Origin of the sequence: Microbulbifer harenosus (genome assembly GCF_005771435.1) — a bacterium.
In the GTDB taxonomy this organism is placed as follows: Bacteria; Pseudomonadota; Gammaproteobacteria; order Pseudomonadales; family Cellvibrionaceae; genus Microbulbifer; species Microbulbifer harenosus.
In genome coordinates this window covers 291595-304171 of record NZ_VANI01000009.1, presented here as the reverse complement: position 1 = coordinate 304171, position 12577 = coordinate 291595, and the positions used below count along the sequence as shown (strand labels likewise).

Genomic DNA, 12577 nt, shown 5'->3' with positions numbered 1-12577 from the left:
AGTGTAGTGTGGCAAAGCGACAATGCCGCGCCAGAAGCTCCGCTAGAACGGTCGGTTACAAGGTTATGCATACTCGGTATTGAACGGTGGCTGCGGCGCCGAAGAACACCGGCAATTGTGCTAAGATTGCCGCCCTTTTGGTCCCCGTTTTAAGGAAATATCCATGTCTCAGCAGTCCCGCGATCAACGTCTGAAACAGCTCTACGCCGCCCTGGGCGAGCGCATCCTGATTCTGGACGGCGCCATGGGCACCATGATCCAGCGGGAGAAACTGGGCGAAGCGGACTACCGGGGCGCGCGCTTTGCGGACTACCCCTCTGACATCAAGGGCAACAACGATTTACTGGTGCTGACCCAGCCAGACCTGATTGAGCGCATCCACCGGGACTACCTCAAGGCCGGTGCGGACATCATTGAGACCAACACCTTCAACGCCACCCGCCTGTCCCAGTCCGATTACGATATGGAAGACCTGGTGCCGGAACTGAACCGGGTTGCCGCGCAAGTGGCGCGCCGTGCGGCGGATGCTCTCTCTACGCCGGAGAAACCGCGCTATGTGGCCGGGGTACTGGGACCGACATCGCGCACGGCGAGCATTTCTCCGGACGTGAACGACCCGGGTGCACGCAACGTGACCTTCGATGAGCTGGTGAAAAACTACATCGAATCCACTCATGCGCTGATTGAGGGCGGTTCCGACATCATCCTGATCGAGACCATTTTCGACACCCTGAACGCCAAGGCAGCGATTTATGCGGTGCACGAGGTATTCGACCAGCTCGGCTTCGAATTGCCAATCATGATTTCCGGAACCATCACCGATGCCTCCGGCCGCACCCTGTCCGGCCAGACGACCGAAGCATTTTATTACTCGCTGGCGCACGCCAAGCCGCTTTCCGTCGGTCTGAATTGCGCCCTCGGCGCCACCGAGCTGCGCCCCTACGTTGAGGCGCTGTCCGGCGTGTGTGCGGAATATGTGTCCGCCCACCCCAATGCGGGATTGCCGAACGAGTTCGGCGAGTACGACGAGACGCCGGAGGAAACCGCGTCTATCGTGGCGGAGTTCGCGCGCAGCGGCTTCATCAATATTCTGGGGGGCTGCTGCGGCACCACTCCCGATCACATCCGCGCCATTGCCGACGCCGTGGTGGACATTGCCCCGCGCAAACTGCCGAAGATCAAGCCGGCTCTGCGCCTGTCCGGTCTCGAACCCTATGTGGCCGACGAAAACGCGCTGTTTGTGAACGTCGGCGAGCGCTGCAACGTCACCGGCTCCGCGCGGTTCAAGCGTCTGATCATGGACGAGGATTACGATACCGCGCTGCAGATCGCCGCTGCCCAGGTGGAAGACGGTGCGCAGGTGATCGACTTCAACATGGATGAGGCGATGCTGGATTCCGTCGCCGCCATGCGCCGCTTCCTCAACCTGTGCGCCACCGAGCCGGATATTTCCAAAGTGCCGTTCATGGTGGACTCCTCCAAGTGGGAGGTAATCGAAGCGGGTCTGCAGTGCATCCAGGGCAAACCTATCGTCAACTCCATCAGCCTGAAGGAAGGCGAGGAAGAATTTGTCGAGAAAGCCCGCCTGTGCCTGCGCTACGGCGCCGCGGTGGTGGTGATGGCCTTCGACGAAACCGGCCAGGCGGACACCTACGAGCGCAAGATCGAGATCTGTAAACGCAGTTACGACATCCTCGTGGACAAGGTGGGTTTTAACCCCACAGACATCGTGTTCGACCCGAATATTTTCGCGGTGGCCACCGGGATCGAGGAGCACAACAACTACGCGGTGGATTTTATTGAAGCCACCCGCTGGATTCGCAAAAACCTGCCGGGTGCAAATGTCTCCGGTGGTGTTTCCAACGTGTCGTTCTCCTTCCGCGGCAACAACCCGGTGCGCGAGGCGATCCACTCCGTATTCCTGTATTACGCCATCAAGGCCGGCATGAATATGGGTATCGTTAACGCCGGGATGCTGGAGGTTTACGACGAGCTGCCCGCGGAACTGCGGGATAAAGTTGAAGACGTCATCCTGAACCGCAACGACAACGCCACCGAAGCGCTGCTGGATATCGCGGAAAAATACCGCGGTGACGGCGCCGCAGCCGAGCGCAAGGAAGACCTGGCCTGGCGCCAGTGGCCGGTGAACAAGCGCTTGGAGCACGCGCTGGTAAAAGGTATTAACAACTATATCGAGCAGGACACCGAGGAATCGCGCCAGCAGGCCAGACGCCCGCTGGACGTGATCGAAGGCCCGCTGATGGACGGCATGAACGTAGTCGGCGACCTGTTCGGCGAGGGCAAGATGTTCCTGCCGCAGGTGGTGAAATCCGCGCGCGTGATGAAACAGGCCGTGGCCTATCTGCAGCCCTACATTGAGGCGGAGAAAACCGCAGACAGCAAACCCAACGGCCGCATCCTTATGGCCACGGTTAAGGGTGATGTGCACGATATCGGCAAAAATATCGTGGGTGTGGTGCTGGCCTGTAACAACTTCGAGGTGATCGACCTCGGAGTGATGGTGCCGGCAGAAACCATTCTGCAGACCGCGAAAGAAAAACAGTGCGACATTATCGGCCTCTCCGGCCTGATCACGCCGTCGCTGGATGAAATGGTGCACGTGGCCGCGGAAATGGAGCGCCAGGGCTTTGATATCCCCTTGCTGATCGGCGGCGCCACCACCTCCAAGGCGCACACCGCGGTGAAGATCGAACCCCAGTTCAAACGCAATCAGGTGGTGTATGTTGCCGACGCCTCGCGCGCGGTGGGGGTAGCCAGCAACCTGCTGTCTGACGAGCTGCGTCCGAACTTCGTTAAAGGCGTACAGGAAGAGTACGTGAAAGTGCGCGAGCGCACCGCCAACCGCAAGCGCAACGACCCGCGCCTGAGCTATGCGGACGCCCTGAAGGCGGGCCCGCAGTTTGACTGGGCCAACTTCCAGCCCAAGGTACCGAACAAGCCAGGCCTTACCGTACTCGACGATTTCCCGCTGGAAAAGCTGGTGGACACCATCGACTGGACCCCCTTCTTCATCTCCTGGGATCTCGCCGGTAAATACCCGGCAATCCTGAACGACGAAGTGGTTGGTGAAGCCGCCACGGATCTGTTCAAGAATGCCCAGACCATGCTCGCGGACATCATCGACAACAAACGCCTCAAAGCCCGCGCGGTGTTCGGCCTGTGGCCGGCCAACGCCGACGGCGACGACATCGTGGTCTACACCGACGAGAGCCGTACCGAGGAGCGCGCGCGCCTGCACCAGATGCGCCAGCAGGTACAGAAGCGCGGCGGTGACGGTTTGTGCCGCTCACTCGCGGACTTTATTGCCCCGGTTGGCTCCGGTGTGGCGGATTACGTGGGCGGCTTCGCCGTTACCACCGGGATCGGTGCGGATGAACTCGCCGCACAATACGAAGCGAAGCACGACGACTACAGCTCAATCATGGTGAAGGCGCTGGCGGACCGCCTGGCGGAATCCCTCGCCGAGTACCTGCACCGGGAAGTGCGCCGGAATTACTGGGGCTACCAGCCGGATGAGACACTCAGCAATGAAGAGCTGATCAAAGAGGCGTATTCCGGTATCCGCCCTGCTCCAGGCTACCCTGCCTGCCCCGACCACACCGAAAAGGCCACTCTGTTCAGATTGTTGAATGCAGAGGAAAATGCCGGCATCGAACTGACCTCCAGCTTCGCCATGATGCCGGCGGCGGCAGTCAGCGGCTGGTACTTTGCCCACCCGGAGTCCAAGTACTTCAATGTGGGCAAGATCTCGCGGGATCAGTTGGAAAGCCTGGCCGAACGCAAGGGCATGCGCGTGGATGAGCTGGAGCGCTGGGTGCGACCGAACCTGGAAGATTAACGACCCTCAATTTGTAGACCTGTTGTAGGAGCCTGCCTTGCAGGCGAATGGCGTTCGGTGTCACCGCTTCGCGGTGTTCGCCTGCAAGGCAGGCTCCTACGGTTGCAGGTTGGGGTATCTGTAGGAGCCTGCTTGCAGGCGAATCGAGGATCGGTTTCACTACTTCGCAGTGTTCGCCTGCAAGCAGGCTCCTACAAAGGCGCGGTGAGAAGAGGAAGGCATGGAAGAGAAAGATAAGAAACCATCATTCGGCCAGGTAGTACTCAGCACCCTGGCCGCCGCGATCGGCGTACAGTCCGACAAAAACCGGGAAAGGGATTTCAAGGGCGGCAGTATCAAGACTTACATCGCCGCAGGGGTGATCTTCACCGCCCTCTTCGTGATCGCTCTGATCCTGGTGGTGAAAACGGTGTTGAGCAATATGGGATAAGCCCCAGAGCTCAACTTCGAACAGCTAAGGGATCGCGAAAAAACGTAGCAAGCGAGTGGCCGAGCTGGCGTCCCAGCACAGCCAGGACGCCGTCAGGCGCTCGCGCAGTATTTTCTGTGATTCCTATCCTTGGGAGGCCACCCAGAAAATACAGGTGCCCACGAAGATGGCCACTAACGCCACCGCCGCCAGGGCGTCTACCAGGTTATCGCTATCGTCGGATACAACTACTACTTCTCGGGCTGCATGATCGCTCATCGGAATACTCCGTCACTCAAGAACTCATTATTGTTTTTAAAGGTAGCAGTACCGCGGAAAAACGGCGGTTGCCCAAGTAGACCAAATCCCCGCAGGGGGCGCAACCGCAGGGCTTTCCGGGTTCCACGCTGCCACCACCGGCTTATAACCAGCAGTTACTGATTTAGCGAAAAAAATTGTTATTTTTCGTATAAGGCGGCTGGTATGTTATGCGCCATCTCAGGGTGGCTGATAGGCTCCAGAAGTCCCGTTGGACACTGGCCAGGCACCGGGAGTCGGCGTAAAAAAGCAATGGAATCAAGCTCTTATGTATCAATACGACGAACAGGATCACAAGCTGGTCCGGGAACGGGTGGCCCAGTTCCGCGGCCAGACCGAGCGCTATCTCGCCGGTGAGCTGAGTGAAGAACAATTTCTGCCCCTGCGCCTGCAGAATGGCTTGTATATCCAGCGCCTGGCGCCCATGCTCCGCATCGCCGTGCCCTACGGGCTCCTGAACAGCACCCAGGTGCGCCGCCTAGCTCATATCACCCGCAAGTACGACAAGGGCTACGCCCATTTCACTACTCGCCAGAATGTGCAGCTGAACTGGCCGAACCTGGAAGATGTGCCGGATATTCTCGCGGAGCTCGCGGAAGTGGAAATGCACGCGGTTCAGACCAGCGGCAACTGCATCCGCAACACCACGACCGACCAGTTTGCCGGCGTTGCCCGCGACGAGCTGGTAGACCCACGCCCCTACTGCGAATTGATTCGCCAGTGGTCCACCTTCCACCCGGAATTCGCCTTCCTGCCGCGCAAATTCAAGATCGCCGTGTGTGGCGCTGAAGAAGACCGCGCCGCCATCCGCGCCCACGATATTGGCGTACAGATCGTAAAGAATGCCCAGGGCGAAACCGGATTCCAGGTGTTTGTGGGCGGTGGCCTTGGTCGCACCCCGATTATCGGCGTTGCCATCCGCGACTTCCTGCCGGAAGTGCACCTGCTCTCCTACCTGGAAGCCATTGTGCGCGTGTACAACCAGCTGGGCCGCCGCGACAACAAGTTCAAGGCGCGCATCAAGATTCTGGTAAAAGCACTGGGTGCAGAAGAATTTGCGCGCCGTGTGGAAGCGGAGTGGGAGCAGATCAAGGACGGTGCCGACGAACTGCCGCCGGAAGCCATCGAGTGGTCCAAGCGCTTCTTCCCACAGCCGGCCTACAAATCCATCAGCGGCGACCACGCGGAAGCCGTACTGCGCGATCAGGCGGGCGCCGACAAGGCCTTCTCCCGCTGGCTCGAGCGCAACACCTTCCCGCACCGGGTACCCGGTTATCAGGCTGTGACCCTCAGCACCAAGCCCACCGGCGTTCCCCCGGGCGATGTCACCGACCGCCAGCTGGAAGCCATTGCCGACCTGGCCGACGAGTTCAGCTTCGGCGAAGTGCGGGTCACCCACGAGCAGAACGTGGTACTGGCGGACGTGGAGCAGGAACGCCTGTTCGAGCTGTGGCAGGTAGCGCGCAAACACGGCTTCGCCACCCCGAACATCGGAACCCTTACCGACATGATCTGCTGCCCCGGCGGCGACTACTGCTCACTCGCCAACGCCAAATCCATCCCGGTGGCGGAGGCGATCCAGCGCAAATTCGACGACCTCGACTATCTCTACGATCTCGGCGACCTGCACCTGAACATCTCCGGCTGCATGAATGCCTGTGGCCACCACCACATTGGCCACATCGGCGTCCTCGGCGTGGACAAGAAAGGAGAAGAGTTCTACCAGGTACAGCTTGGCGGCAGCGCCAACGAGAAAGCGGCACTCGGCACTGTGCTGGGTCCCAGTTTCTCTCGCGATGAAATGCCGGACACTATCGGCAAGATCCTCGATGTATTCGTGGAAAACCGCCAGCCGGAAGAGCTGTTTATCGACACCTATAACCGTATCGGGCTGCAGCCATTCAAGGAGCGTGTGTATGCCAAAGCCAGCTAAAACACCTGTCGGCGCACAGCCGGAAAATCCAGCCCGCCTGATTCTGGACGGCGCCGTGGCTGAAAACGAATGGAACCTGCTGCCCCTGGATGCGGACACGGAAATCACCGCAGCCAGCCTTGCACCTGGCAAGGTCATTCTGCCGCTCACCGTATGGTTGGCACTGCGCGGTGACCTTCAGGCCCGCAAGGGCGAAATCGGTGTATGGCTGGACAGCGACGAAACCGCGGATCTGATTGGCGACCACGCCAGTGAGCTGCCTCTGATCGCCGCGCACTTTCCGCTGTTTACCGATGGCCGCGCCTTTACCGCCGGCCGTCTGTTGCGCCAACGCTATGGCTTCACCGGCGAGCTGCGCGCGGTGGGCAACTTCATGCGCGACCAGTTGACCTACCTGAAGCGCTGCGGCTTCAATGCCTTTGCCTATCAGGGCAACCAACCACTCGAAGGCCTACTGGAATCGCTGCAGGACTTTACCGACAGTTATCAATCCGCCGTGGATCAGCCGCTGCCGATCTATCGCCGCCGCGCACTGGCCTGAGGTTTGTCGCGATACAAAAAAACCGGGCGCCTAACGCCCGGTTTTTTGCTTTCCAGCTCGGCGCGATTCACTGCGCCTTGAACGGAGCCACTGTAATAAGCTTCCAGTTGTTCGCCGATTCTGCGAAATACCAGTTCCAGATTCTTCGGTAATTCAGGTTTCCGCGGCGTATCCATCACCGAACCCTCGTGCGAGCAGACAGGAAGCGAAGGGGGCGACACCTCAACGTTCTTCGCCGATGAGATCCCGCGCAGGCGATTTGAATTCAACGGTGCACTCCCGCGCCACCAACATTCCCGCCCCCCGCGAACTCACTGATAGTAGCGCAGTCGCCATTTACCACCAGACTTCTGGCGCAACGTTTTCCTTTTATGGCATGTATAAACTCTTGTTTATTCCGCGCTCGCTATTCTTTCGTCACAACTTCTCGCATTGATCGCTAGATCACGCCCTGCTCCCGCAGGCGCTCGATCTCGTCGTCGCCAACCGATAATACCGTCTGCAGAATCTCCCGGGTGTGCTGGCCGAGTACCGGTGGGGCCTGCTCGTACTGCAGGGTCGATGCAGAAAAGCCCAGGGGATTGCGCACGGTTTTTACCCTGCCGGCGATCGGGTGATCCTGCTCCACCACCATACCTCGCGCCTGCACCTGCGGATCGGCAAACACCTGCGCGAGAGTATTGATTGGCCCACAGGGCACATGCGCATCGCTCAGTTTTTCCAGCCACCACGCGGCGGGCTGCCGGCGTGTCGCCTGCTCGATCAGCGGCACCAGCTGATCGCGCGCCGCCACCCGCGCGTTGTTGCTCGCATAAGCCGGGTTATTCGCGACCTCGTCGAGGCCGGCGATCGCGCAGAATTTCTGGAACTGGGCGTCGTTGCCCACCGCCAGCATGAAGTGGCCATCGCTGGCGGGCACGGCCTGATAGGGAACGATATTCGGGTGGGCGGTGCCCTGGCGCTCCGGGCTTTTGCCCGAGGTCAGAAAATTCTGGGCCTGGTTCGCAAGCCACGCCACCTGGGTATCCAGCAACGCCAGATCGATCTGCTGGCCCTCGCCGGTTCTGTCGCGGTGTATCACCGCGGCGAGAATGCCGGAGACGGCATACATTCCCGTCATCAGATCCGCTACCGCCACGCCCACTTTCTGCGGGCCAGCACCGGGCTGGCCCTCGGGCACGCCAGTGAGACTCATCAGGCCGCCCATACCCTGGATCATGGCGTCGTAGCCTGCCCGCTTTGCATAGGGCCCGGTCTGGCCGAAGCCGGTGATGGAGCAGTAAATGATTTTCGGGTTTATCGCGCGGACGGCGTCGTAATCGAGACCGTATTTTTTCAGGCCGCCGACCTTGTAGTTCTCCAGCAGCACATCGCACTGCTTTGCCAGTGCGAGGATCAGTTGCTGCCCCTCGGGACGGGTGATATCGACAGTGATGGACTTCTTACCGCGGTTGGCACAAAGGTAATACGCGGCCTCGCCCGTATCCTCCCCGGCAGAATTCTTCAGATAGGGAGGCCCCCAGTGGCGGGTGTCGTCCCCCTTTTGCGGGCGCTCCACTTTGATGACTTCCGCACCGAAATCCGCCAGCACCTGGCCGGCCCATGGGCCCGCCAGAATCCGGCTGAGATCGAGAACCTTGAGGTGTGCCAACGGACCGGCCATAACTACTGCTACTCCTAAAAAGTGATCACAAATTCGGGCGCCTACAGTAACAGCCTTGCCGCAATAAAACAGTACCGATTGGTCTAAAACTGGAACGACCGTACAATCACAACAACGCAACCCGGATTGCGCATCCAAAATAATTCATAACAGGATAGCGAGATGACCGATACCGCGATGACTCAACAGCAGCGGGAAAATGGAGCGCGGAAATTCCGCAGCTTCCGCGACTTCTACCCCTACTACCTGCAGGAACACAGCAACCTGACCTGCCGCCGCCTGCACTTTGCGGGTACCAGTCTGGTGATCGTACTGCTGCTTACCGCCTTATCCACTGGCCTGTGGTGGTACCTCGCGGCGCTACCCATCGCCGGTTACGGCTTTGCCTGGGTCGGGCATTTCTTTTTCGAGCACAACCGCCCCGCCACATTCAAACACCCGCTCTATTCCCTGTGGGGCGACTTCATGATGTATAAGGATATGCTGCTCGGAAAAATAGAGCGCTGAGCGCCTCTCAAGAAAGCCCATATTTACGCAACTTGTTAGCGACAGCGGTGTGGGAAATTCCCAACCGCCGCGCCAACTCCCGGCTGGAGTGATGAGAGGCCGGCATTTCCGCCAGTACTTCCGTCAGAATCGTCCGCTCTACTTTTTCCATCTGCTCCGGCAGACTCAGCCCCCGCCCCCAGTCTCGCCATGGCAGGAGCTCTTCACCTGGCAGCCCCGGCAAATCCCCCAGTGCCAGCTCCCCGCCATCCCGTTCCCGCCTATGCGCCAGAGCCCCCTGCAAGTGTCCGCGAAGTCCGGTGAAATTGGTCGGCCAATCGTGCCGTTGCAGCGCGTGCACTACATCTGCCGGCAGTGACGCAGTCCGGTCGCCGAGGTTACGCAGAATGATATGCGCAAATTTGCCGATAGCCGGTCGCATGGATCGCAGCGGTGGCAGGGAAATGGCATTGGCGGCCAGCAATTGCCGCAATGGCAGGTACACGCTGTCGAGTGAGCGCGCCGAGACAACCAATCGCGGCAGAAATCGCCCGTGCAAAAGGCGCTCCGCCAGACTGCGCTGTGCATCATCCGGCGCAAGATCGAGGTCATCCACCAGCAGCACGGCGGTTTCCGCCATTGCCGCCGCCTCAGCCACTTTCAGGGGCGTAAACTCAGCACCGGTGAACTGACGCACCTGCCCATATTCCGCCAGTGGACTGAGGTAATAGGCGGCGCCGAGAAAGGTACTTTTGCCACTGCCGCGTTCTCCCGCAATCAACAGCGCATCCCGCAGAGGCGCGAGTTGCTGCAGGCGCAGGCAGCAGTCCCGGCGACGGTCTATATCCCAGAGTACGCTGGGCGGCGGCGGCTCTCTTGATGGGTCCCTCTCAGGCGCGTCTTCCCGCTGCTGCAATGTCAGTACCGCACCCGCCAGGGAGCGCACTTCACCTGGATCGTCGGCCAGCGCTATGGGAGACCAGTCGAGCAGAAAATCGCGTCCACGCATGGTCACTGGAAAACCATAGCGCGGCGCGGTGATTCCCCGCAGCAGCTCCTCAAGCTGCAATCGGGGCAGGAAGCGCTGCAGGTGCATGCCGGCCACCTGCCCCTGGCTCACCCCGAAGGCCCGCGCGGCAGCAAGGTTGGCTGCCACAATGGTGCCCTCCCGGTCCACAGACAGTACAGGAAAGGCCACGTGACGCAGCAGCGTATCGAGTTCAAAGTGTCGGCGCTCGGAGGGAATCAGGGCGATCCGCCGCACCTTCCGCACCCCCGGAACCCGGTGTAGCGCCCGCTCGATGGATTGATACTGCGTCATCAACAGACCCGGCGCCGACAGATAGACCTTGTCCCCACTGTCACCACCAATCTCGCCACTGCGAACACTTATCCGAAAATCGGTGAATATCGCCATTATTTCCTGAAGAATGCCCAGGCGATCGCTACAGGTTATCTCTATTCTCACAACAGCCCCGTAAAGAAATGTTTACAGGCAGTGTAGCCACCAGTGGACTCTACCTTCAAGTTCCGAGCTCCCCCCACTGCCGAACCGGTGCCCGGGTGTCTAAGAATAGAGAGAGCGAATAACAACAGACGAGGCGGCACGACCGTGACCGCCCGCAACGGAGAACGCCATGAGCAGCGCCAAAAAGCCCAGTAAGTACGTCGCCCGCGAGCCCGATGCCAGCGGCTTTATTGAGTACACAGAGCTGGAACACCAGACCTGGCAGCGCCTGATCAAGCGCCAGTTGGAGGTGGTCCCAGGGCGCGCTTGTGACGAGTATCTACAAGGTCTCGAACTGCTCGACCTTCCCCGCAATCGCATTCCACAACTGGAAGAAGTGAGCACGGTACTGCGTCGGGAAACCGGCTGGGAGTGCGCGCGGGTGCCCGCGTTAATCGGCTTCGAGACCTTTTTCCGCCTGCTTTCCGAACGCAGATTCCCGGTGGCCACCTTTATCCGCAGCCCGGAAGAGTTCGACTACCTGCAGGAACCGGATATTTTCCACGAGATCTTCGGCCACTGCGCCATGCTCACCAATCCGGCGTTTGCCAACTTCACCCAGACCTACGGCGAACTCGGGCTGCACGCGTCTCCCAAAGAGCGCGCCTACCTCGCACGTCTCTACTGGTTCACCGTGGAATTCGGCCTGCTGCAGACCAACGATGGCCTGCGCATCTATGGCGGCGGCATTCTCTCCTCGCCGAAGGAAACCCTCTATGCCCTGAGCGATGCGCCAGTGCGCGCGGACTTTGATGTGGTGGATGCCTTGCGCACCCCCTACCGCATCGACATCATGCAACCTATCTACTATGTGCTTCGCGACCTGGAAAACCTGCAGCAGCTCACCGAGATCGACCTGATGGCGCGCGTGCGTGAAGCCATCGCCGCGGGCCTGTTTGAGCCCATGTTCCCGCCGAAAGAAGCCGCCTAGGGCTTCAGAAAAACTACTGCGCAGGCGTCTGGCGGCGTCCGGCGGTGCTGGTGCGCCAGCCCGGTCGGCATGCTCATGTATGACCTATACACTCCGCTGCCTCCGCTCCGGCGGCCACCACCAGTCGCCCGCTCGCTACGTTTTTCAGAAACCCTTTACCTTTTCCAAGGCACAATTTTCCAACATCCCCCTGTTGTTTGGCCGGGCATTGCCCGGCTTTTTTGATGCGATAAATATATGGAGAAAATTCCACTACTGATCCGTCAGATCAGAGATTATCGTTACCGGCATGATACGGGGCACAGCAAAGGATTCTTCCGAGGCTCACCAAAGTCGGATCTCGCTGCGCCCACCAAAATTAGTGGGGTATTTTGTTGCTAAGGATGGTGAAATGGAGCCACTTTATGGAACGGATCCCCGCGTTTTCGGGAGATGTGTAGCACTATGTCCTCACTCGACGCGATTGATCGACAACTTCTTGCCATCCTGCAATCTGATGTTAGTCTCTCCATCGAAGAGCTGGCCGAGCGCGTGGGCCTTACCAAGACCCCCTGCTGGCGCCGGATACAGAAATTGGAGAAGAGCGGCATCATCCGCCGCAAAGTGGCACTGCTGGATGCTGAAGTGCTCGGCCTGCCGGTTTCGGTGTTTGCCCAGGTAAAGACCAACCAGCACAGCGCGGAATGGGCAGATTCCTTTTCCAGCGCCATGGCCGACTTACCGGAAGTGGTGGACTGTTACCGCATGGCGGGTGACTACGATTACATACTCCGCGTCGTGGTCAGCGACGTAGCCGCTTACGACCGCTTCTACAAAAAGCTGATCGCACACACCGGAATTTCCGATGTAGCGTCCAATTTCGCCATGGAGCAGATCAAAAGCTCCACCGAACTGCCCATACCGCCGGGCGACTAGTCCAGCTCAAATACT

Annotated in this window: 11 protein-coding genes; 7 read left to right on the top strand and 4 right to left on the bottom strand. The window is 59.6% G+C overall.

Annotated elements, in window-relative coordinates:
- Nucleotides 1-163: 163 nt before the first annotated feature.
- Nucleotides 164-3859, top strand: coding sequence for a methionine synthase (gene metH, locus FDY93_RS09385; RefSeq protein ID WP_138235463.1), 3696 nt, complete (start codon nt 164-166; stop codon nt 3857-3859).
- A 220-nt stretch (nt 3860-4079) separates the two neighbouring features.
- Nucleotides 4080-4289 (top strand): DUF2970 domain-containing protein, encoded by a 210-nt coding sequence (locus FDY93_RS09380; RefSeq protein ID WP_138235462.1) that lies wholly within the window; start codon nt 4080-4082, stop codon nt 4287-4289.
- Nucleotides 4290-4412: 123 nt separating this feature from the next.
- Here the strand turns inward: FDY93_RS09380 and FDY93_RS19860 are convergent, their stop codons facing one another.
- On the bottom strand, nt 4413-4547 hold the full coding sequence (locus FDY93_RS19860) for a hypothetical protein (RefSeq protein WP_256367364.1): 135 nt from the start codon (nt 4545-4547) through the stop codon (nt 4413-4415).
- A gap of 307 nt (nt 4548-4854) precedes the next feature.
- Between FDY93_RS19860 and FDY93_RS09375 the strand changes: the two genes are divergently transcribed.
- The gene (locus FDY93_RS09375) at nt 4855-6519 is read left to right on the top strand and encodes a nitrite/sulfite reductase (RefSeq protein WP_138235461.1); all 1665 of its coding nucleotides are present in this window, start codon (nt 4855-4857) and stop codon (nt 6517-6519) included.
- Complete coding sequence (locus FDY93_RS09370) at nt 6503-7060, top strand: DUF934 domain-containing protein (RefSeq protein WP_138235460.1); 558 nt, start codon at nt 6503-6505, stop codon at nt 7058-7060. Before FDY93_RS09375 ends, FDY93_RS09370 begins: the two co-directional genes overlap by 17 nt.
- On the opposite strand, the gene FDY93_RS09365 is transcribed toward FDY93_RS09370, so the two are convergent.
- Both FDY93_RS09365 and FDY93_RS09360 read right to left on the bottom strand, forming a co-directional pair.
- Nucleotides 7036-7329 (bottom strand): hypothetical protein, encoded by a 294-nt coding sequence (locus tag FDY93_RS09365; protein WP_138235459.1) that lies wholly within the window; start codon nt 7327-7329, stop codon nt 7036-7038. The two genes, FDY93_RS09370 and FDY93_RS09365, sit on opposite strands and share 25 nt — an antisense overlap.
- A gap of 170 nt (nt 7330-7499) precedes the next feature.
- Complete coding sequence (locus FDY93_RS09360; protein WP_138235458.1) at nt 7500-8723, bottom strand: CaiB/BaiF CoA transferase family protein; 1224 nt, start codon at nt 8721-8723, stop codon at nt 7500-7502.
- Between the two features lie 162 nt (nt 8724-8885).
- On the opposite strand from FDY93_RS09360, the gene FDY93_RS09355 reads away from it, so the two are divergent.
- The gene (locus FDY93_RS09355) at nt 8886-9230 is read left to right on the top strand and encodes an Mpo1-like protein (protein ID WP_240914225.1); all 345 of its coding nucleotides are present in this window, start codon (nt 8886-8888) and stop codon (nt 9228-9230) included.
- A 7-nt stretch (nt 9231-9237) separates the two neighbouring features.
- Here the strand turns inward: FDY93_RS09355 and FDY93_RS09350 are convergent, their stop codons facing one another.
- Entirely contained in the window at nt 9238-10677 is a 1440-nt protein-coding gene (locus tag FDY93_RS09350; protein WP_220446145.1) for a TyrR/PhhR family helix-turn-helix DNA-binding protein, read from the bottom strand.
- Nucleotides 10678-10846: 169 nt separating this feature from the next.
- Between FDY93_RS09350 and phhA the strand changes: the two genes are divergently transcribed.
- Complete coding sequence (phhA, locus tag FDY93_RS09345) at nt 10847-11647, top strand: phenylalanine 4-monooxygenase (protein ID WP_138235456.1); 801 nt, start codon at nt 10847-10849, stop codon at nt 11645-11647.
- A gap of 444 nt (nt 11648-12091) precedes the next feature.
- Entirely contained in the window at nt 12092-12562 is a 471-nt protein-coding gene (locus tag FDY93_RS09340) for an Lrp/AsnC family transcriptional regulator (RefSeq protein ID WP_138235455.1), read from the top strand.
- Nucleotides 12563-12577: the final 15 nt, after the last annotated feature.

Bases quoted from the DNA above. Each gene is read 5' to 3' on its own strand.
- metH (WP_138235463.1), top strand. From the start codon at position 164: ATGTCTCAGCAGTCCCGCGATCAACGTCTGAAACAGCTCTACGCCGCC.
- FDY93_RS09380 (WP_138235462.1), top strand. From the start codon at position 4,080: ATGGAAGAGAAAGATAAGAAACCATCATTCGGCCAGGTAGTACTCAGC.
- FDY93_RS19860 (WP_256367364.1), bottom strand. From the start codon at position 4,547: ATGAGCGATCATGCAGCCCGAGAAGTAGTAGTTGTATCCGACGATAGC.
- FDY93_RS09375 (WP_138235461.1), top strand. From the start codon at position 4,855: ATGTATCAATACGACGAACAGGATCACAAGCTGGTCCGGGAACGGGTG.
- FDY93_RS09370 (WP_138235460.1), top strand. From the start codon at position 6,503: ATGCCAAAGCCAGCTAAAACACCTGTCGGCGCACAGCCGGAAAATCCA.
- FDY93_RS09360 (WP_138235458.1), bottom strand. From the start codon at position 8,723: ATGGCCGGTCCGTTGGCACACCTCAAGGTTCTCGATCTCAGCCGGATT.
- FDY93_RS09355 (WP_240914225.1), top strand. From the start codon at position 8,886: ATGACCGATACCGCGATGACTCAACAGCAGCGGGAAAATGGAGCGCGG.
- phhA (WP_138235456.1), top strand. From the start codon at position 10,847: ATGAGCAGCGCCAAAAAGCCCAGTAAGTACGTCGCCCGCGAGCCCGAT.
- FDY93_RS09340 (WP_138235455.1), top strand. From the start codon at position 12,092: ATGTCCTCACTCGACGCGATTGATCGACAACTTCTTGCCATCCTGCAA.